The following is a 20,243-nucleotide window of genomic DNA, read 5'->3' as shown; positions in this document are numbered from 1 at the left end:
GGCGGTGCCGTGACCTGGGGCCGTCGTACGACCGAGCATGACGGGCGATGCTACCACCTCGGCGCCAGCGCTTTGCCGGACGCGGTGTGCGGGCGCCACCCGTCAGGCCGGCTTCCGCCCGCCGGCCGCGCCCCCCGGGAAAGCGGCCGCGCCCTGGGAAAACGGTCAGAACAGGCTCAGCGGATCGACCTGGAGACGAACCGGATCGGCGGCCTTGCGGGCGGTGCGCACCCCGGCGGCCGAGTGCAGGGCCTCGGCGAGCGCGGCGGCCCGCGCCCGGGGCACCCGGACCAGCATCCGCTCGCGCCCCTCGTCGGCCGGCACCGGCCCGAGCACCTCGGCGTCGCCGGGCAGCCGGGCCGCGGCGAGCAGGTCGGCCACCGCCTCGGCCGGGCCGGTGACGCTGGCCATCCGCACCGCCGGCGGGAAACCCAGCTCGCGGCGCTCGGCCAGTTCCCGGCCGGCGAACCAGGCGGCGTCCCAGCGCAGCAGCGCCTGCACCGGGGCGAGCGCGCCGTCGGCGACCACCACCACCCGGCCGGCCGGCGCCGGGCGGGCCAGGGCCGTCGCGGCCAGCCACCGGCGCAGCGCCTCCTCGCCGGCACGCAGGTCGGCCCGGGTCAGCAGGGCCCACGAGTCGAGCAGCAGCACCGCGCCGTAGCCGCCTTCGGCGACCGGCTCGGCGCCGGGGGTGGCGACCACCAGCGCCGCACCGCCGGGCACGTCGGTCAGCACCTCCTCCCGTCCCGAGGTCCGCACCGGCACGTCGGGAAAGGCCCGGCCCAGCTCCTCGGCGGTACGTCGGGCACCGGTCACCGCGGCGCGCAGCCGCCGCCCGCCGCACTGCGGGCAGGCGTACGCGGCGGCGACCCGGGCGCACCACCGGCAGGCGGGGGTGCCGCCGGCCGACGGCAGCGCGAGCGGGCCGGCGCAGTGCGCACAGCGCGCCGGGGTACGACAGTCGGCGCAGGAGACCGAGGGCAGGTAGCCCCGCCGGGGCACCTGCACGAGCACCGGCAGGTCCGCCCGGAGGGCGTCACGGGCGGCCGTCCAGGCGAGGCTGGGCAGCCGCGCGGTGGCCGCACCGGGATCACGGGCGAGCTGTGGGTCGTCACCGGTCGGCGCGATGGCCGGGATACGCGCCCGCACGGTGGCCCGGTCGGCGACCACCTCCCGGGCCCAGCCGGTCTCCAGCAGCAGTTGTGCCTCGGCCGTACGGGCGTACCCGCCGACCAGCGCGCCGGCCTCGCCGAGCTGCGCCCGGGTGAGCAGCACGTCGCGGGCGTGCGGATAGGGCGCCCGGGGTTCGGAGTGCAGGTCGTCCCCGTCGTCCCAGACGGCGACGAGACCGAGCCGGGGCACCGGGGCGAACATCGCGGCCCGGGTCCCGATGACCACCGGCACCTGCCCGCGCCGGGCGGCGAGGAACGCCCGGTAGCGCCGGGCCGGCCCGAGGGCGGCGGAGAGGCTGACGTGCCGCCCCGGGCCCAGCACGCCGGTCAGCGCGGCGTCGAGGCGGTCGAGGTCACGGGCGTCGGGCACCACGACAACGGCCCCCCGCCCACCGGCGACGGTGGCGGCCACCGCGTCGGCGTAGCGGGCGGCCCAGTTCTCGCCGGGCAGCGCGGACCAGACCGCGCGGGGCGCCCGGCCGTCGGTGAGCGCCCGCAGCAGCGCCGGCCCGGTCGGGTAGTCCCGCCACCCTCTCGGGTCGACGGCCTCCCCCGGCACGACGGCCTCCCCCGGCTCGACGGGGCCAACCGCGTCGCTGGCAGCACCGGATTCGGGGGTCGGGGTGGGCTGTTCGTCGTGGGGTTCCTTCTCGACCCGGGCGTGCCGGGGTGGCACGGCGAGCCGGAGCACGTCGGCCAGGTTGCCCGCGTACCGGTCGGCGACCGCCCGGGCCAACCGGGCGATCTCGGGGGCCAGCACGGGCTCGGGCGAGACGACCTTCTCCAGGTAGGCGAGCCGGCCGGTGTGCCCGGAGTCGTCCGCCCGGGCCAGCAGCCAGCCGTCGACCAACTGCCCCGCGAAGCGCACCTTCACCCGGGTGCCGGGCACCGCCACGTCGTCGAGTTCGGCCGGCACCAGGTAGTCGAACGGCCGGTCCAGGTGCGCCAGCGCGACGTCCACGCAGACGCGCGCGACCGGCGACCCGTCCGCGGGTCGCCGGTCGCTACGCCTGGTGGCGGTCAGGCTCCCGCGGCCGACTTGAGGTCGGCGGCCCGGTCGGTGCTCTCCCACGACAGGTCCGGCAACTCCCGGCCGAAGTGGCCGTACGCGGCGGTCTGCTGGTAGATCGGGCGGAGCAGGTTGAGGTCCCGGATGATCGCGGCCGGGCGCAGGTCGAACACCTCGGAGACGGCCTTCTCGATCGAGGCCACCGGCACGGTCTCGGTGCCGAACGTCTCGATGAACAGGCTCACCGGGTGCGCCTTGCCGATGGCGTAGGCGACCTGCGCCTCGCACCGCTCGGCCAGGCCGGCGGCGACCACGTTCTTGGCCACCCAGCGCATCGCGTACGCGGCCGAGCGGTCCACCTTGGACGGGTCCTTGCCGGAGAACGCGCCGCCGCCGTGCCGGGCGTACCCGCCGTAGGTGTCGACGATGATCTTGCGGCCGGTCAGGCCGGCGTCACCCATCGGGCCGCCGATCTCGAACCGGCCGGTCGGGTTGACCAGCAGCCGGTAGCCGTCGGTGTCCAGACCGAGGCTCTCCAGCTCGGGCGCGATGACGGAGTCGCGCACGTCGGGGGTGAGCAGCGACTCCAGCGAGATGTCCGCGGCGTGCTGGCTGGACACCACAACGGTGTTCAGGCGGACCGGGCGCAGCCCCTCGTACTCGATGGTGACCTGGGTCTTGCCGTCCGGGCGCAGGTACGGGATGGTCCCGTCCTTGCGCACCGCGGCGAGCCGGCGGGCCAGCCGGTGGGCCAGGGCGATGGGCAGCGGCATCAGCTCGGGGGTCTCCGAGCAGGCGAAGCCGAACATCATGCCCTGGTCGCCGGCGCCCTGGGCGTCCAGCGCGCTCTCCGAGGCGCCGGTACGCAGCTCGAAGGCGTTGTCCACGCCCTGCGCGATGTCCTCGGACTGGGCGCCGATCGAGACGCTGACCCCGCAGGACGCGCCGTCGAAACCCTTCTTCGACGAGTCGTAGCCGATGTCGAGGATGGTGCGCCGGACGATGGTGGGGATGTCGGCGTACGCCTTCGTGGTGACCTCACCGGCGATGTGGACCTGGCCGGTGGTGATCATGGTCTCGACCGCGACCCGGCTGTGCGGGTCCTCGGCGAGCAGCGCATCGAGGATGCCGTCGCTGATCTGGTCGGCGATCTTGTCCGGGTGGCCTTCCGTGACCGATTCGGACGTGAAGAGGCGGCGTGTCACGGCACTCCTAAGCGTGTGAGGTCGTTCCGCGGCAGTCTAGTCACCGCTGCGGCCGGTGTCGGGGTCGGTCGCGCGCTGTTCCACCCGTCAGGAGCGGTTGGCCAGCCGCGCCACGACGAGGTCCCACACGGTGTCGGCCACGGCCTCCTTGGCCTGCTCCGGCAGACGGCTCACCGAGCCGTCCGCGCCGATGACCGTCACCGTGTTGGTGTCGGCGCCGAAGACCCGGTCCGGGCCGACCTCGTTGACCACGATCAGGTCGGCCCGCTTCCGGGCGAGTTTCGCCCGGCCGTTGGCCTCCGCGTCGCCGGTCTCGGCGGCGAACACCACCAGCACCTGCTCCGGTCGCTTGCGCTGGCCGAGCTCCGCCGCGATGTCCGGGTTCGTGACGAGCTCGATGGTGGGAGCGACGCCGTCGTCCGACTTCTTGATTTTGCCAGGCGCGTACGTCGCCGGTCGGAAATCGGCCGGAGCCGCCGCCATCACGACCGCGTCGGCCTCGGCGGCGGCCTTGAGGGTCGTCTCGCGCAGCTCGGCGGTCGTGCCGACGCGGACCAGGTCGACCCCGGCGGGGTCGGCGAGGGAGACGTTGGCCGCGATCAGCGTGACCCGCGCGCCCCGGGCGACCGCCGACCGGGCGAAGGCGTAGCCCTGCTTGCCGGAGGAGCGGTTGCCGAGGAAACGGACCGGGTCCAGCGGCTCGCGGGTGCCGCCGGCGGTGACCACCACCCGGCGGCCGGCCAGGTCGGCGGGGGCGGACACGCCCCGAGCGAGGACCTGGCGGGCGACCGCGAAGATCTCCGCCGGGTCGGGTAGCCGGCCCTTGCCGGTGTCGACGCCGGTGAGCCGCCCGACGGCCGGCTCGATGACCCGCACGCCCCGGGCCCGCAGCGTGGCGACGTTGGCGACGGTGGCCGGATGCTCCCACATCTCGGTGTGCATGGCCGGAGCCAGCACGACCGGGCAGCGGGCGGTCAGCAGCGTGTTGGTCAGCAGGTCGTCGGCGAGCCCGTGGGCGGCCTTGGCCAGCAGGTCGGTGGTGGTCGGCGCGACCACCACGAGGTCGGCCTGCTTGCCGAGGCGGACGTGCGGCACCTCGTGCACGTCGGACCAGACGTCGTCGGCGACCGGTTGACCGGAGAGCGCCGCCCAGGTCGGGGCCCCGACGAACTTCAGCGCCGACGCGGTCGGCACGACCCGGACCCGATGGCCCGACTCGGTGAAGAGTCGCAGCAGCTCACACGCCTTGTAGGCGGCGATGCCGCCGCCGACCCCGAGGACGATCGAGGCGGACATCGACGGGTGCGGGCTTACGGCTGGTCGGTCGGCTCAGCGGTGAGCAGGCCCGCGTTGATCTCGCGCATGGCGATGGAGAGGGGCTTCTCCTGCGGGGTCGTCTCGACGAGCGGACCGACGTACTCCAGGAGGCCCTCACCGAGCTGGCTGTAGTAGGCGTTGACCTGGCGCGCGCGCTTGGCGGCGAAGATGACCAGCGCGTACTTCGACGTCGTCTTCTCAAGGAGCTCGTCGATCGGCGGGTTGGTGATGCCTTCGGGGTTGGCGATGGATCCCACGAATTAACCTCTGCGTCTTTCGAGCCGCGCGGACGCGGTGCTGAGTCTCAACGGCGGCCGGCCGTCAGCCGCGTACACGCGACCAGGCCGGATCCGGATAAGAAGAACCGAGTAAGCCTACCAGCTCGTCGGCGACCCGATCGGTGTGGTCGTGCGTCAGGGTGTGCGCGAAGGCGGCGGCCACGGCGGCGTCGGGCCGGTGCCCGGGCGGGATCAGCAGCACCAGCCGCGCGGCGGGCAGTCGCGCCCGCACCAGCCGGGCCCCGGCGACGTCGAGCGGGAGCAGGACCGGCTGCCCGGCGTCGAGCCGGGCGCGCAGCGGCGGGTCGAGGGTGCCCCGGTGGTACGCGCCGATCCGGGACCACTCCAGCAGGTCTCCGGTGGCCACCCGGCGTTCGAACTCGGCCGGGGCGAGGAAGACCCGTTGCTCTCCGTCCACCTCCGGTTCCCGGCGCGGCCTGGTCGTTGCCGGCACCGGGATCCACACGGACGGGAAACGCGCCCGAACGAGCTCGACGACACTCTCCCTGCCGGAACCCGAAGGTCCAGCCAGGACAGTGAGCCGAGCCGCCGGGCGCGCCTCGTCATCCGTGCTCACTGCTTGTTTCTACACGCTGCCAGGTTCAGTTGGCGGCGAACTCTCCAAGCAGTGCCTTGCGCTGCTGCTCGCCGAGGCCACGCAGGCGACGGCTGTCAGCGATCTTGAGCTTCTCCATGATCTGGGTAGCCCGGATCTTGCCGATGCCCGGCATCGCCTGCAGGACGGCCGAAACCTTGAGCTTGCCCACGACGTCGTCGCTCTCGGCCCGCTCGAGGACGGCACCGAGGGTGGTCTTGCCCTGCTTGAGCTGCTCCTTCAGCTCGGCACGGGCCTTGCGGATCTCCGCGGCCTTCTCGAGCGCGGCAGCGCGCTGTTCGGGGGTCAGTGACGGGAGCGGCACCAGTTCTCCTCAGGTCCCTATCGCGGCGGGCGGGGCGCACCGCCGCATCTGTGAAACGTGGTGTCGCTGTGAACCAAGGGGTCCGTGGTTCCCAGCGCGGGGAAAACTAGCGGTCAACGGAGCTTTCGGCAACGTGGGCGCGCGATGATCATCGCAAAGTGACCGAGCCGTCAGTCAGTCACCGGGCAGCCAGAACGGCCCGGCACTCGCCCGCCACCCGGTCCGCGGCGGCCCGCAGGGCGTCCGCGTCCGGTCCCGCCGACAGGACCTCCCGGGAGTACGACGGGAGCACCGAAGCGAGGCTGGAACCGAAGACGGTACGCAGATCGGCGGCACCCGCACCCTGCGCGCCGAGCCCTGGAGCGAGCAGCGGACCCCCCACGCCGGAGAGGTCATGACCGGTGTCACCGATGGTCGCGCCGACCACCAGACCGAAGCTGCCGAGGGGGTCCGCACCCCGGTTGAGCTGGGAAATCTCGTCGATCACGGTCTGCGCGACGGTCCGCCCGTCGGCCGTACGGGCCCGCTGCACGGCCGCGCCCTCGGGGTTCGAGGTGAGGGCCAGCACGAAGACCCCGCCGCCGTGCTGGGCGGCCAACTCGAACATCGGCGCCAGCGAACCTACTCCCAGGTAGGGACTGGCCGTGACCGCGTCGACATACAGCGGGCTGGATGGATCAAGGTACGCGGAGGCGTACGCGCTGACCGTTGAGCCGATGTCGCCACGCTTGACGTCCAGAAGAACGAGCGAACCGGCTTCTCGTAACTGTCGGATAGTTGACTCAAGGATCGCCACACCGCGGGATCCGAATCGCTCGAAAAAGGCCGACTGAGGCTTGACCACCGCAACCCGGTCACCGAGGGCGTCCACCACGGTCCGGGAGAACCGGTCGAGGCCGTCGACGTCGTCCGCGAGGCCCCACCGGGCCAGCAGACCGGGATGCGGGTCGATGCCCACACAGAGCGGCCCGCGCTCGGTGACGGCCCGGTGCAGTCGGGTGCCGAAGCTCTCCATCTGTGCACTTCCCTTCTCGTCCGGGCGGCGGACCGCCTCGGTGCGTACTCGTTGACCGGGACCGCTCAGCCGGCCGCCACCGCCGCCGCCACCCCGGCCGCGATACGGGCCAGGTCGGCGTCGTCGGTGACGTACGGCGGCATCGTGTAGATCAGGTCGCGGAACGGCCGCAGCCAGACGCCCCGCTCGACGGCCGCCGCGGTGGCCGCGCCGAGGTCGACCTCGTGGTCGAGCTGGACCACCCCGATCGCCCCGAGCACCCGCACATCGGCCACGCCCGGGGCGGCGCGCAGCGGCTCCAGGCCGGCGCGCAGGCCGGCGCCGACCCTGGACACCTGCGCCGCCCAGTCCCCGGCCCGCAGCAGCCCGATGGAGGCGTTGGCGACCGCGCAGGCCAGCGGGTTGCCCATGAAGGTGGGCCCGTGGGCCAGCACGCCGTCGGCGGAGATGCCCCGGGCGATCTCGGCGGTGCACAGCGTCGCGGCCAGGGTCAGGTAGCCCCCGGTGAGCGCCTTGCCCACGCACATCACGTCCGGGGCCACCCCGGCGTGCTCGGCGGCGAACATCGCGCCGGTACGGCCGAACCCGGTCGCGATCTCGTCGAAGATCAGCAGCACCCCGTGCGCGCGGGTCACCTCGCGCAGCACCCGCAGGTAACCCGGATGGTGGAACCGCATCCCGCCGGCGCCCTGGACGACAGGCTCGACGATCACCGCGGCCAGCTCGTCGGCGTGCCGCTCGACGGTGTCCACCAACGCCGCCACGTACGCCTCGTCGGGCGGGTCGGTGAAGCCGCCGGGCGGCACCGGGGCGAAGATCTGCCGGGGCAGCACGTCGCCCCAGAGGTGGTGCATCCCGCCCTCCGGGTCGCAGACGCTCATCGGGTGGAACGTGTCGCCGTGGTAGCCACCCCGCCAGGTCGCCAGCCGGCGCCGCTGTGGCCGCCCGATGGCCCGCTGGTACTGCAGGCACATCTTGACCGCCACCTCGACGCTGACCGAGCCGGAGTCGGCCAGGAACACCTGCTCCAGACCCTCCGGGGCCAGCTCGACCAGGGTCCGCGCGAGCTGCACCGCAGGCTCGTGGGTCAGCCCGCCGAACATCACGTGGCTCATCCTGCCGAGCTGGTCGGTCACGGCCGCGTCCAGCACCGGGTGCCGGTAGCCGTGGATCGCCGCCCACCAGGACGACATGCCGTCCACCAGCTCCCGGCCGTCGGCCAGGGTCAGCCGTACGCCCTCGGCGCCGCGCACCACGCACGGCGGGTTCGCCGGTGGCAGCGCGGCGTACGGGTGCCAGACGTGCGCCCGGTCGGTGGCCAGGATCTCCTCGGGCGTCATGCGTGCTCCTTCCAGGCGCCGGTCGTCAGGCCGCCGGTCGGGTCGTTCCTTCTCATCCTTTGCTCTGCTTCAACGGACGCAACGCCCGGTGTCCGGATATCGGACGCCGGCCGTTGCGTGGGTTGAAGCAGAGCAAAGGCCTCGCGGAGGGGGTGGAACCCCCGCCGCAGAGCCGGCGCGGCGCGGGGCGGGGTCAGCACCGGACCCGGGCCGGTCAACGCCCGGCGACCGGGTCCGGCGCCCCCGCTGTGGCCGCCGCGCGCGCGGCGGCACGGACGGCGGCGCGGACCAGGGCCGGCCCCCGGTAGATGAAGCCGGTGTAGAGCTGCACCAGGTCGGCGCCGGCGTCGACCATCCGCGCCGCGTCGTCCGGGTCCAGCACCCCGCCGACGCCGATGATCGGCAGGGCGCCGGCGGTCTCCCGATGGACGAACGCGACCACGTCCCGGGCGCGGCCGGTCAGCGGCCGGCCGGACAGGCCACCGGTCTCGGCGCCGCGTTCGGCCTCGGCCGGGGCCAGGCCGTCGCGGGCCAGGGTGGTGTTGGTGGCGATCACCCCGGCGGCGCCCCGGGCCAGGCACACCTCCAGCAGCTCGGCGATCGCCGCCTCGGTGAGATCCGGTGCGATCTTGACCAGCACCGGCTTCTCCCCCACCAGCGCGGCCAGCAGGGCGTCCAGATGCGCGCGGTCCTGCAACGAGCGCAGGCCCGGGGTGTTCGGCGAGGACACGTTGACCGCGAAGTAGTCACCGTGCCCGCGCAGCGCCCGGTACGAGGCGAGGTAGTCCTCGACCGCCTCGTCGAGCGGGGTCACCTTGGACTTGCCCAGCGAGATCCCCAGCGGCACCCCGATGGGGCGCGGCAGCGCGTCCAGCCGGGCGGCCAGCGCGGCGGCCCCGGCGTTGTTGAAGCCCATCCGGTTGACCACGGCCTCGCTGGCCGGCAGCCGGAACAGCCGTGGCCGGGGGTTGCCCGGCTGGGCGTGCGCCGTCACCGTGCCGACCTCGACGAAGCCGAAGCCGAGCGCCGGCCAGGCCGCCAGCGCGGCGCCGTCCTTGTCCATGCCGGCGGCCAGCCCGACCGGGTTGGGGAATCGCACGCCGAACACCGTGCGCGGCGCCTGGACGGCGTAGCGGGCCCGCAGGGCCGCCAACGCCACCGGACGCCGCGACAGCCCGGCCAACCGCCGCAGCGTCCACTCGTGCGCGGCCTCGGCGTCGCCACCGCCGAGGCGGAACAACCCCGGCCGCACGACCCGCTCGAACAGGGTCACTGGGCCGCCCGGAGGGTGGCGTGCAGGTCCTGCAGGGGGCGGACCTGCATGTCGCCCCGGATCCGCGCCTCGATGCCCATGACCGCCGCCGCCGCGCCCGGAACAGTGGTGATGCAGGGGATGTCGGCGGTGACGGCGGCGCTGCGGATCTCGTAGCCGTCGGAGCGGGCGCTCGCGCCGGAGCCCTGCGGGGTGTTGACCACCAGGGCCACGTCGCCGCCGAGGATCAGCGACACCGCGTCCTCCCCCTCGCCGGCCTCGTAGTGCTTGCGGATCTGCTCGCAGGCGATCCCGTGCCGGCGCAGCACCTCGGCCGTGCCGGTGGTGGCGACGATCTCGAAGCCCAGGTCGGCCAGCCGCTTGATCGGGAAGATCATGCCGCGCTTGTCCCGGTTGGCCACCGACACGAAGATCTTCCCGGCGGTCGGCAGCGACCCGTACGCGGCCGACTGGCTCTTGGCGAAGGCGTGCCCGAAGTTGGTGTCGATGCCCATCACCTCGCCGGTCGACTTCATCTCCGGCCCGAGCAGCGAGTCGATCCCCTTGCCGGCCCGGGTCCGGAAGCGCTTGAACGGCAGCACCGCCTCCTTGACCGCGATCGGCGCGTCGGCGGGCATCGTGCCGCCGTCGCCCGTCGCCGGGAGCAGGCCCTCGGCGCGCAGCTCGGCGATGGTCGCGCCGAGCGCGATCCGGGCGGCCGCCTTGGCCAGCGGAACGGCCGTCGCCTTCGAGACGAACGGCACGGTCCGCGACGCGCGCGGGTTGGCCTCCAGGACGTAGAGCACGTCGTCCTTGAGCGCGTACTGCACGTTGAGCAGACCGCGCACGCCGACACCGCGGGCGATCGCCTCGGTGTAGCGGCGGACCTCGGCCAGGTGCGACCCCGCGAGGGTGATCGGCGGCAGCGCGCAGGACGAGTCGCCGGAGTGGATCCCGGCCTCCTCGATGTGCTCCATCACGCCACCGATGTAGACCGCGCCGTCGGCGTCGCACAGGGCGTCCACGTCGATCTCGATCGCATCGTCGAGGAACCGGTCCACCAACACCGGATGGTCGCCGGAGATGTCGGTGGCCCGACCGATGTAGTCGCGCAGCGTCGGGTCGTCGTAGACGATCTCCATGCCCCGCCCGCCCAGCACGTACGACGGTCGGACCAGCACCGGGTAGCCGATCTCGTCGGCGATCGTCTTGGCCTCGTCGTAGGACGTGGCCATGCCGTGCGCCGGCGCGCGCAGCCCGGCACGGGCCAGCACCGCGCCGAACGCGCCCCGCTCCTCGGCCAGGTGGATCGACTCCGGGGAGGTGCCGACGATCGGCACGCCGGCGTTCTTGAGCCGCTGCGCCAACCCCAGCGGGGTCTGCCCGCCGAGCTGCACGACCACGCCGACCACACCCGGCCCGCCGGCCGCCCGGCCGGAGGAGTCCTCCGCGTGCCAGACCTCCAGGACGTCCTCGAAGGTCAGCGGTTCGAAGTAGAGCCGGTCGGCCGTGTCGTAGTCGGTGGAGACCGTCTCGGGGTTGCAGTTGACCATGACGGTCTCGTAACCGGCCGACCGCAGCGCCTGCACCGCGTGCACGCACGAGTAGTCGAACTCGATGCCCTGCCCGATCCGGTTCGGGCCGGAGCCCAGGATCAGCACCTTCGGCCGGCCCGACGGCACGACCTCGGTCTCCAGGTCGTACGTGGAGTAGTGGTAGGGGGTGGTGGCCTCGAACTCGGCCGCGCAGGTGTCCACGGTCTTGTAGACCGGGCGCACGTCGAGGCGGTGGCGCAGGGTCCGTACGCCGTCCTCGGCCGCCAGCTCCGGACGCAGCGCGGCGAGCTGCCGGTCGGACAGGCCGGCCCGCTTGGCGCGACGCAGCAGCTCGACGTCGAGCACCGGCGCGTCGACGATCTCGGCGCGCAGCTCGATCAGCGCGGCGATCTGGTCCAGGAACCAGGGGTCGATCCCGCCGGACGCCTCGGCGACCTCGGCGATCGACGCGCCGAGACGCAGCGCCCGCTCCACCGTGTAGAGCCGGCCGTCGTGCGGGATGCGCAGCGCGGTGAGGGTGTTCTCCCGCGTCGCGTCGGCCGGGTCGGGCTGCGTCCAGAAGCCGGCGGCCTTGGTTTCCATCGAGCGCATCGCCTTGTTCAGCGCCTCGGTGAAGTTGCGCCCGAGGCTCATCGCCTCGCCCACCGACTTCATGGTGGTGGTCAGTTCCGGGTCCGCGCCGGGGAACTTCTCGAACGCGAACCGGGGGATCTTCACCACCACGTAGTCGAGGGTCGGCTCGAACGCCGCCGGGGTCTTCAGGGTGATGTCGTTGGGGATCTCGTCGAGCGTGTAGCCGATGGCCAGCTTCGCGGCGATCTTCGCGATCGGGAAGCCGGTCGCCTTGGACGCCAGCGCCGAGGAGCGCGACACCCGGGGGTTCATCTCGATCACGACGATCCGGCCGTCGACCGGGTTGACCGCGAACTGGATGTTGCAGCCGCCGGTGTCCACCCCGACCTCGCGCAGCACCGCGATGCCCAGGTCGCGCAGGCGCTGGTACTCCCGGTCGGTGAGCGTCATGGCCGGGGCCACGGTGACGCTGTCGCCGGTGTGCACGCCCATCGGGTCCAGGTTCTCGATCGAGCAGACGACCACCACGTTGTCGTGCCGGTCGCGCATCAGCTCCAGCTCGTACTCCTTCCAGCCGAGCACGCTCTCCTCGATGAGCACCTCGTGCACCGGACTGGCGGTCAGGCCGTCGCCGGCGATGCGGGCCAGGTCCTCCGGGGTGTGCGCCATGCCGGAGCCCAGGCCACCCATGGTGAACGACGGCCGGATCACCACCGGCAGGCCCAGCTCGGCGACTGTCGCCTCGACCTCGTCCATGGAGTGGCACACCCGGGAGCGGGGCACCAGCCCGGCCGGGTCGTCGACGCCCAGGCGTACGCCGGCCTTCGCCACGATCTCCTTGAACAGCTGGCGGTCCTCGCCCCGGTTGATGGCGTCGATGTTCGCGCCAATCAGCTCGACGCCGTACTTGTCCAGGACGCCGGCCTCGTGCAGGGCGACGGCCGTGTTCAGCGCGGTCTGGCCGCCGAGGGTGGCCAGGATCGCGTCCGGGCGCTCCTTGGCGATGACCAGCTCCACGAACTCCGGGGTGATCGGCTCGACGTACGTGGCGTCGGCGAACTCGGGGTCCGTCATGATCGTGGCGGGGTTGGAGTTGACCAGGCTGACCCGGATGCCCTCGCTGCGCAGCACCCGGCACGCCTGCGTGCCGGAGTAGTCGAACTCGCAGGCCTGCCCGATGACGATCGGCCCGGAGCCGATCACGAGGATGTGCTTGAGATCGGTCCGCTTAGGCATTGCTGCGCCCCTTGCTGTGGGTCCGGCCTTCGATCAGTTCCGCGAAACGGTCGAAGAGGTAGTCGGCGTCGTGCGGGCCGGCCGCCGCCTCCGGGTGGTACTGCACGGTGAAGGCGGGGACGTCCACGGCCCGCAGCCCCTCGACCACGTTGTCATTGAGGCAGACGTGCGACACCCGCACCCCGCCGAAGTCGGTGTCGATCACCTGGTCGGGAACCACCGCGCCCTGCCCCGCACCGGGCACCCGGACCGCGAAGCCGTGGTTGTGGCTGGTCACCTCCACCTTGCCGGTGGCCCGGTCGAGCACCGGCTGGTTGATCCCCCGGTGGCCGTAGCCCAGCTTGTAGGTGCCGAAGCCGAGCGCCCGGCCGAGAATCTGGCTGCCGAAGCAGATGCCGAACAGCGGCACCTCCCGCCGCAGCGCCTCCCGGGCCAGCGCCACCGGGCCGTCGGCCGTCGCCGGGTCGCCGGGGCCGGGCGACAGGAAGACCGCGTCGGCGCCCGTGGCCAGCAGGTCCTCGATGCTCGACGAGGCCGGCAGCACGTGGGTGGTCACCCCGCGCGCGGCCAGCCGGCGCGGCACGTTGCGCTTGATGCCCAGGTCCAGCGCCGCCACGGTGAACCGGTGCTCGCCGAGCGCCTCGACGACGTACGGCTGGGCGGTGGTCACCTCGGCGGACAGGTCCGCGCCGACCATCTGCGGTGACTGCCGGACCCGGGCCAGCAGGCTCTGCGGGTCCTTCTCGACGCTGGAGATGCCCACCCGCATGGCGCCCCGCTCACGCAGGTGCCGGGTCAACGCACGGGTGTCCACGCCGCTGATGCCCACCACACCCTCGGTGGCGAGGCGGTCCTCCAGGCTGCCGGTGGCCCGCCAGTTCGAGCCGATCCGGGCCGGGTCGCGGACGACGTAGCCGGCCACCCAGATCCGGCCGGACTCGTCGTCCTCGCCGTTGACGCCGGTGTTGCCGATGTGCGGCGCGGTCTGCACCACCACCTGCCGGTGGTAGGACGGATCGGTCAGGGTCTCCTGGTAACCGGTCATGCCGGTGTTGAAGACCGCCTCGCCGAAGGTCTCACCGACGCTGCCGTACGCCTCGCCGGGGAACGTGCGCCCGTCCTCGAGGACGAGGATCGCGGAACGTCTACGGGTCACTTGACTGCCTTTCCGTCCAGGACCGTCGGCTCGCCGCGCAGGAAGGTCGCCACGATGCGACCCGGCAGCGTCATGCGGGCGTACGGGGTGTTGCGACTGCGACTGGCCAGTTCCGCCGGCTCGATGGTGCGGCGGGCGGCCGGGTCGATCAGGGTCAGGTTGGCCGGCACACCGGGCGCCGGGTCGACGCCGTGCCCGGTCAGCCCCGCGATCCGGGCGGGGGTGCGCGACATCCGCTCGGCGATCAGGTCCCACTCGGGGCCGAGCACGTCGAGCGCGATGGACAGGGCCGTCTCCAGGCCGAGCATCCCCGGCCGGGCGTACGCCCACTCGCACTCCTTGTCCTCCACGGCGTGCGGGGCGTGGTCGGTGGCGATGATGTCGATGACGCCGTCGGCGAGCGCGGACCGCAGGGCGGTGATGTCCGCGGCCGTGCGCAGCGGCGGGTTCACCTTGAAGACCGGGTCGTAGGTCGCCGCCCGCTCGTCGGTGAGCAGCAGGTGGTGCGGGGTGACCTCGGCGGTGACGCGTACGCCACGGGCCTTGGCCTGGCGCAGCACCTCGACGCTGCCGGCGGTGGAGACGTGGCAGACGTGCAGGCGGCTGCCCACGTGCTCGGCCAGCAGCACGTCCCGGGCGATGATCGCCTCCTCGGCGACCGCAGGCCAGCCGATCAGCCCCAGCCGGGTGGAGACCTCACCCTCGTGCATCTGGGCGCCCTCGGTGAGGCGGGGCTCCTCGGCGTGCTGGGCGATGATCCCGTCGAACGCCTTGACGTACTCCAGGGCCCGGCGCATCAGCAACGGGTCGGCGACGCAGTGCCCGTCGTCGGAGAAGATCCGCACGCGGGCCGCCGAGTCGGCCATCGCGCCCAGCTCGGCCAGGCGCTCGCCGGCCAACCCGACGGTGACCGCGCCGACCGGCTGCACGTCGACCAGGCCGGCCTCCCGGCCGAGCCGCCAGACCTGCTCGACGACGCCTGCGGTGTCCGCGACCGGCGAGGTGTTCGCCATCGCGCAGACCGCCGTGTAGCCGCCCAACGCCGCCGCCCGGGACCCGGACTCGACGGTCTCGGCGTCCTCCCGGCCGGGCTCGCGCAGGTGGGTGTGCAGGTCGACCAGGCCCGGCAGGGCGACCAGCCCGGCGCCGTCGACCACCACGGCGTCCGGCGCGGACAGCCCCGGACCGACCTCGGCGACGACGCCGTCGCGGATCAGCAGGTCGGTCGGCGCGGCGCCGACGATGCTCACGCTGGTGATGAGGTACGCGGTCACCGGTTGTTCCCTCCGAGCAGCAGGTACAGAACAGCCATCCGCACGGAGACCCCGTTGGTGACCTGTTCGACGATGGTGGAGCGGGGTGAGTCGGCCACCTCAGGGGTGATCTCCATCCCCCGGTTCATCGGGCCCGGGTGCATGACGATCGCGTGCTCGGGCAGGCGGCGCATCCGCGGGCCGTCCAGCCCGTAACGGCGGGAGTACTCGCGCGCGGAGGGGAAGTAGGAGTCCTTCATCCGCTCCCGCTGCACCCGCAGCATCATCACCACGTCGACGTCGGGCAGCACGGCGTCGAGGTCGTAGGACACGTCGGTGCCCGGGGCGAGCGCGCCGGCGATGTCGACGGGGATGAGGGTGGGCGGACCGACCAGGGTGACCTTCGCGCCGAGGGTGGACAGCAGCAGGACGTTGGAGCGGGCCACCCGCGAGTGCAGCACGTCGCCGACCACCGCGACCGACAGGCCGGCCAGCCGGCCCAGCCGGGCCCGCATGGTGTACGCGTCGAGCAGCGCCTGGGTGGGGTGCTCGTGGGTGCCGTCGCCGGCGTTGACCACCGACCCGTCCACCCAGTTGGCGAGCCGGTGCGGGGCGCCGGAGGCGGGGTGCCGCACGACCACCGCGTCGGCGCCCATCGCCTGCAGGGTCAGCGCGGTGTCCTTCAGGCTCTCGCCCTTGGCGACGCTGGACCCCTTCGCGGAAAAGTTGATCACGTCGGCGCTGAGCCGCTTCGCCGCCGCCTCGAACGAGATCCGGGTGCGGGTGGAGTCCTCGTAGAAGAGGTTCACCACCGTCCGGCCACGCAGCGCGGGCAGCTTCTTGATCTCGCGGCCGGCGACCGTGGCCATCTCGGCGGCGGTGTCCAGGATCTCGGTGGCGGTGTCGGCGTCCAGGTCCGCGCCGGAGAGCAGGTGCCTGATCATGAGGTGGCTCCCCCGTACAACTTGACCTCGTCGGCGCCGTCGGTCTCGGCGAGCGTCACCTTGACGCTCTCGGCGAGCGCCGTCGGGATGTTCTTGCCGACGTAGTCGGCGCGGATCGGCAACTCACGGTGGCCGCGGTCGACCAGGACGGCGAGCTGCACCGACGCCGGGCGGCCCACGTCGTTGAGCGCGTCGAGCGCGGCGCGCACGGTGCGCCCGGAGAACAGCACGTCGTCGACGAGGATCACCCGCCTGCCGTCGATGCCGCCGCTGGGCACCTGGGTCGGGCCGATCGCGCGGGTCGCGTGCCGGCGCAGGTCGTCGCGGTAGAGGGTGATGTCGAGCACACCGACCGGGACGACGACGTCCTCGAAGGTGCTGATCCGGGAGGCGAGCCGCCGCGCGAGGGGCGCACCCCGGGTGGGAATCCCGAGCAGCACGGTGTCGGCGGCGCCCTGGGTCTTCTCCAGGATCTGGTGGGCGATGCGGTCGACCACGCGCTGCACGTCGGCGCTGGCGAGGATCACCTTCACCGAGGGTTGTCGCGGTGGTGACGAGCGGGCAGCCGGTGGGTATGCCACGGCGGACCTCCTTCCCCGCCTCACGGGACGGGTCGTTAAAGGATGTCGGGCACCTCCGGCCGGCGAGCGCGAGCGAACCCGACCGAGGCTTCACGCCACGTTACCAGTGGTCACCGGGCCGACGGACGGCGGCCGCTGACCACCGGATCAGGCCGACGAAATGGGGATAACTCCCTCGGTGCTCCCCAACGGTAAGGTCACGACCACTTGACCACGTGTCGCATTCCCCGTACCGTCACGCTCCGTAGCGATCGACGGGAGAACCCCGAGCAGCACTGGGAGTGTCCGAATGCCCTCTGAATACGCCAAATCTCTGGGCGCACGCCTGCGCTCCATCCGCCAGCAGCAGGGCCTCTCCCTGCAGGGTGTGGAGGAGAAGTCGAACGGGCGGTGGAAGGCCGTGGTGGTCGGCTCGTACGAGCGTGGCGACCGGGCCGTGACGGTGTCCCGTCTGGCCGAGCTGGCCGAGTTCTACCGGGTCCCCGTCTCGGAACTGCTGCCGGACGGCAGCGGCGTCCGGCACGAGCCCACCAGCAAGATCGTTCTGGACCTGGAGCGGCTCTACGACGAGGCCTCCGAGGACCTGGCCTACGTCGCCCGCTACGCCCGCGCCATCCAGCAGCAGCGCGGTGACTACAACGGCCGGGTGCTCTCCATCCGCGCCGACGACCTGCGGGCGCTCGCGATCGTCTACGACGCCTCACCGTCGGGTCTGATCGAGCGGCTCACCGAGCACGGCGTGCTGGTGGCCGACCCCCGGGCGTTCTTCGCCTCCTGAGCTGTCGCTTCACCGAAAGAAGGGCCCGTGCCGGATGGCACGGGCCCTTCTCGTCGTACGGGTTACGCGGCCGCTCAGCGGGTGGCGTACTCGGCGATGCGCCCGAGCACGCCGTTGAGGAACCGCGGCGAATCGTCGGTGGACATCTGCCGGGCCAACTCGACGGCCTCGCTGATCGCCACCGCGTCGTCGATCTCGTCGACGTAGAGCAACTCGTAGACGGCGATCCGGGCCAGGTTGCGGTCGACCACCGGCATCCGCTCCAACGTCCAACCCTCGGCGTAGCTGGCGATCAGCTCGTCGATGCGGTTGAGGTGCTCGGCGACCCCCTCGATCAGGCCCACCGCGTAACCCAGGTGCTCCGGGCGGGGCTGTTCGATGCGCTGGAGGTAGCCGGCCAGGACCTCGACGGGCGGCCGATCCCGCAGGTCGGCCTCGTAGAGGACGTCCAGCGCCCGCTTGCGCGCCTTACGGCGCGCCGGCATCTGCTGCTTGGGACCCTCAGCCATCAGGCGCGGCCGAGGTAACGGCCGTCGCGGGTGTCGACCTTGATCTTCTCACCGGTGGTGATGAACAGCGGAACCGGCACGGTGGCGCCGGTCTCCACGGTCGCCGGCTTGGTGCCGCCGGTCGAACGGTCGCCCTGCAGGCCGGGCTCGGTGTAGGTGACCTCCAGCACGACGCTGGTGGGCAGCTCGATGTAGAGCGGCACACCCTCGTGCTGGGCGACGGTCGCCTCCGCCTCGGGCAGCAGGTAGTTGGCTGCCTCGCCGACGGTGCCGCCGGGCACGGTGATCTGGTCGAAGGTCTCCAGATCCATGAAGACGAAGTCTTCGCCGTCGGCGTACAAATACTGCATCGTGCGCTTGTCCACGGTCGCGGTTTCGACCTTGGTGCCCGCGTTGAAGGTCTTGTCGACCACCTTCCCGGACAGCACGTTCTTCAGCGTGGTGCGCACGAACGCGCCACCCTTACCGGGCTTGACGTGCTGGAACTCGACGACGGCCCAGAGCTCGCCGTCCAGGTTGAGTACCAGGCCGTTTTTGAGGTCGTTGGTGGAGGCCATTTCCTGCCTTGATCATCAATTGGCGGACAGACCCTAGGAGTCTACTAGCTGCGTCGAATCGCCCGGTCCCCGCTCGGGACGACCCCTGCGCGGGTGGCCAGGTGGTGCAGGGCGAGGCGGTAGCCGTCGATGCCGAGACCACAGATCACCCCGGTCGCCACCGCGGAGACGACGGAGTGGTGCCGGAACTCCTCGCGGGCGTGGATGTTGGAGAGGTGCACCTCCACCAGCGGCCCGCGCAGCATGGCGCAGGCGTCGCGCACCGCGTACGAGTAGTGCGACCAGGCGGCCGGGTTGAGCACCACGGCGGCGCCCTCGTCGGCGGCGGCGTGCAGCCAGCCGAGCAGCTCGTGCTCGGCGTCGGTCTGCCGGACCGTCACGTCGAGCCCCAGGTCCCGGCCGGTGGCCTCGCAGAGCGTCACCAGGTCGGCATAGCTGGTCGAGCCGTACACGGCGGGCTCCCGGGTGCCGAGGCGGCCCAGGTTCGGCCCGTTCAACACGTACACCTTCACGGGGTGGCCACCTCGCGGTAGGCGGCCTCCAGCAGCGCGTCGTCCGGGCCCTCCAGCATCGCCGGGCGGGCCAGCGCGTCCAGCACCACGAACCGCAGCCGGCTGCCCCGGGCCTTCTTGTCCACCCGCATCACGGCCAGCAGCCGCTCCCAGGCGTCGGCCGGGTAGCTCACCGGCAGACCGAGCGCGGTCAGGGTACGCCGGTGCCGATCGGCGGTCGACGCGTCCAGCCGGCCGGCGAGCCGGGCCAGCGTGGCCGCGTACACCAGGCCCACGGCCACGGCGTGGCCGTGCCGCCAGCGGTAACCCTCGACCTGCTCGATGGCGTGGGCCAGGGTGTGGCCGTAGTTGAGCACCTCCCGCAGGCCCGACTCGCGCAGGTCGCCGGCGACCACGTCCGCCTTGACCCGGATGGCCCGCTCGATCAGCTCCCGGGTCACCGGCCCGCGCGGGTCGGTGGCCGCCGCCGGGTCACGCTCGACGAGATCCAGGATCACCGGGTCGGCGATGAAGCCGCACTTGACCACCTCGGCCAGCCCGGCCGCCAGGTCGACGGCGGGCAGGCTGTCCAGGGTGGCCAGGTCGGCCAGCACGCCGACCGGCGGGTGGAACGCGCCGACCAGGTTCTTGCCGGCGGCGGTGTTGATCCCGGTCTTGCCGCCCACGGCGGCGTCCACCATGCCCAGCAGCGAGGTGGCCACCGGCACCCAGCGCACGCCGCGCAGCCAGCAGGCCGCGACGAAGCCGGCCAGGTCGGTCACCGCACCGCCGCCGACGCCGACCACCGCGTCGGTACGGGTGAAACCAGCCGCGCCCAGCCGGTCCCAACAGGCGGCGGCCACCTCGATCTGCTTGCCCGACTCGGCGTCGGGCACCTCGATCGGCAGCGGCTCGACGCCGGCCGCGCGCAGCCGTTCGCCGATCGCGTCGGCCAGGGCCTTGAGCGGGGGCGTGTGCAGCACCGCCGCCCGGGTCGCGCCGGGCAGCAGCCCGGGCAGCGCGGCCAGCAGGTCGCGCCCGACCAGCACGTCGTACGGCCGTTCGCCGCCGACCGAAATCCGGGTCACCTCGTCCATCGCC

19 protein-coding genes are annotated in these 20,243 nt (G+C 72.8%); 1 reads left to right on the top strand and 18 read right to left on the bottom strand.

The window, feature by feature from the left end; genetic code table 11:
• Positions 1-165 precede the first annotated feature (165 nt).
• From ABZU53_RS21125 to pyrR, 14 genes are all read right to left on the bottom strand, one after another.
• Positions 166-2,133 (bottom strand): primosomal protein N', encoded by a 1,968-nt coding sequence (locus ABZU53_RS21125; protein WP_355067096.1) that lies wholly within the window; start codon positions 2,131-2,133, stop codon positions 166-168.
• A 59-nt stretch (positions 2,134-2,192) separates the two neighbouring features.
• Complete coding sequence (metK, locus tag ABZU53_RS21120) at positions 2,193-3,386, bottom strand: methionine adenosyltransferase (protein WP_354862956.1); 1,194 nt, start codon at positions 3,384-3,386, stop codon at positions 2,193-2,195.
• An 87-nt stretch (positions 3,387-3,473) separates the two neighbouring features.
• Entirely contained in the window at positions 3,474-4,682 is a 1,209-nt protein-coding gene (coaBC, locus tag ABZU53_RS21115) for a bifunctional phosphopantothenoylcysteine decarboxylase/phosphopantothenate--cysteine ligase CoaBC (protein WP_355067095.1), read from the bottom strand.
• A gap of 14 nt (positions 4,683-4,696) precedes the next feature.
• Positions 4,697-4,960 carry a DNA-directed RNA polymerase subunit omega gene (gene rpoZ, locus ABZU53_RS21110; RefSeq protein ID WP_007075826.1) on the bottom strand — a complete coding sequence of 88 codons (264 nt, stop codon included), beginning with the start codon at positions 4,958-4,960 and terminating at the stop codon, positions 4,697-4,699.
• 64 nt (positions 4,961-5,024) lie between these two features.
• On the bottom strand, positions 5,025-5,558 hold the full coding sequence (locus ABZU53_RS21105; RefSeq protein WP_354862959.1) for a guanylate kinase: 534 nt from the start codon (positions 5,556-5,558) through the stop codon (positions 5,025-5,027).
• A 25-nt stretch (positions 5,559-5,583) separates the two neighbouring features.
• Positions 5,584-5,901 (bottom strand): integration host factor, actinobacterial type, encoded by a 318-nt coding sequence (gene mihF / locus ABZU53_RS21100; RefSeq protein ID WP_007458370.1) that lies wholly within the window; start codon positions 5,899-5,901, stop codon positions 5,584-5,586.
• A 178-nt stretch (positions 5,902-6,079) separates the two neighbouring features.
• Entirely contained in the window at positions 6,080-6,916 is an 837-nt protein-coding gene (gene pyrF / locus ABZU53_RS21095) for an orotidine-5'-phosphate decarboxylase (RefSeq protein WP_354862960.1), read from the bottom strand.
• A 65-nt stretch (positions 6,917-6,981) separates the two neighbouring features.
• Positions 6,982-8,256 carry an adenosylmethionine--8-amino-7-oxononanoate transaminase gene (locus tag ABZU53_RS21090; RefSeq protein ID WP_355067094.1) on the bottom strand — a complete coding sequence of 425 codons (1,275 nt, stop codon included), beginning with the start codon at positions 8,254-8,256 and terminating at the stop codon, positions 6,982-6,984.
• A 214-nt stretch (positions 8,257-8,470) separates the two neighbouring features.
• A complete protein-coding gene (locus tag ABZU53_RS21085) occupies positions 8,471-9,529 on the bottom strand; it encodes a quinone-dependent dihydroorotate dehydrogenase (RefSeq protein ID WP_355067093.1) in 1,059 nt (352 codons plus the stop codon).
• Entirely contained in the window at positions 9,526-12,873 is a 3,348-nt protein-coding gene (gene carB / locus ABZU53_RS21080; RefSeq protein ID WP_354862812.1) for a carbamoyl-phosphate synthase large subunit, read from the bottom strand. Before carB ends, ABZU53_RS21085 begins: the two co-directional genes overlap by 4 nt.
• On the bottom strand, positions 12,866-14,029 hold the full coding sequence (carA, locus tag ABZU53_RS21075) for a glutamine-hydrolyzing carbamoyl-phosphate synthase small subunit (RefSeq protein WP_355067092.1): 1,164 nt from the start codon (positions 14,027-14,029) through the stop codon (positions 12,866-12,868). Before carA ends, carB begins: the two co-directional genes overlap by 8 nt.
• Positions 14,026-15,303 carry a dihydroorotase gene (locus tag ABZU53_RS21070; protein WP_355067091.1) on the bottom strand — a complete coding sequence of 426 codons (1,278 nt, stop codon included), beginning with the start codon at positions 15,301-15,303 and terminating at the stop codon, positions 14,026-14,028. Before ABZU53_RS21070 ends, carA begins: the two co-directional genes overlap by 4 nt.
• A complete protein-coding gene (locus ABZU53_RS21065; RefSeq protein ID WP_007458351.1) occupies positions 15,300-16,226 on the bottom strand; it encodes an aspartate carbamoyltransferase catalytic subunit in 927 nt (308 codons plus the stop codon). Before ABZU53_RS21065 ends, ABZU53_RS21070 begins: the two co-directional genes overlap by 4 nt.
• Positions 16,223-16,807, bottom strand: a complete 585-nt coding sequence (pyrR, locus tag ABZU53_RS21060) for a bifunctional pyr operon transcriptional regulator/uracil phosphoribosyltransferase PyrR (RefSeq protein WP_355067090.1) — start codon at positions 16,805-16,807, stop codon at positions 16,223-16,225. Before pyrR ends, ABZU53_RS21065 begins: the two co-directional genes overlap by 4 nt.
• A 289-nt stretch (positions 16,808-17,096) precedes the next feature.
• Between pyrR and ABZU53_RS21055 the strand changes: the two genes are divergently transcribed.
• Positions 17,097-17,585 (top strand): transcriptional regulator, encoded by a 489-nt coding sequence (locus ABZU53_RS21055; RefSeq protein ID WP_007458348.1) that lies wholly within the window; start codon positions 17,097-17,099, stop codon positions 17,583-17,585.
• A gap of 74 nt (positions 17,586-17,659) precedes the next feature.
• Here the strand turns inward: ABZU53_RS21055 and nusB are convergent, their stop codons facing one another.
• Genes nusB through aroB form a run of 4 tightly spaced genes read right to left on the bottom strand, consistent with a single transcriptional unit; the run spans position 17,660 to position 20,239 of the window.
• On the bottom strand, positions 17,660-18,070 hold the full coding sequence (gene nusB / locus ABZU53_RS21050) for a transcription antitermination factor NusB (protein WP_193376622.1): 411 nt from the start codon (positions 18,068-18,070) through the stop codon (positions 17,660-17,662).
• Between the two features lie 23 nt (positions 18,071-18,093).
• Positions 18,094-18,651 (bottom strand): elongation factor P, encoded by a 558-nt coding sequence (efp, locus tag ABZU53_RS21045; RefSeq protein ID WP_007458344.1) that lies wholly within the window; start codon positions 18,649-18,651, stop codon positions 18,094-18,096.
• Positions 18,652-18,695: 44 nt separating this feature from the next.
• Positions 18,696-19,163 (bottom strand): type II 3-dehydroquinate dehydratase, encoded by a 468-nt coding sequence (aroQ, locus tag ABZU53_RS21040; RefSeq protein ID WP_354863183.1) that lies wholly within the window; start codon positions 19,161-19,163, stop codon positions 18,696-18,698.
• A complete protein-coding gene (gene aroB, locus ABZU53_RS21035) occupies positions 19,160-20,239 on the bottom strand; it encodes a 3-dehydroquinate synthase (RefSeq protein ID WP_355067089.1) in 1,080 nt (359 codons plus the stop codon). The genes aroQ and aroB overlap by 4 nt, the downstream gene beginning before the upstream one ends.
• Positions 20,240-20,243 lie beyond the last annotated feature (4 nt).

Origin of the sequence: Micromonospora sp. NPDC005194 (assembly GCF_040608335.1) — a bacterium.
In the GTDB taxonomy this organism is placed as follows: Bacteria; Actinomycetota; Actinomycetes; order Mycobacteriales; family Micromonosporaceae; genus Micromonospora.
The sequence above is the reverse complement of the archived record's forward strand: the minus strand, read 5'-3'. Positions and strand labels throughout refer to the sequence as shown.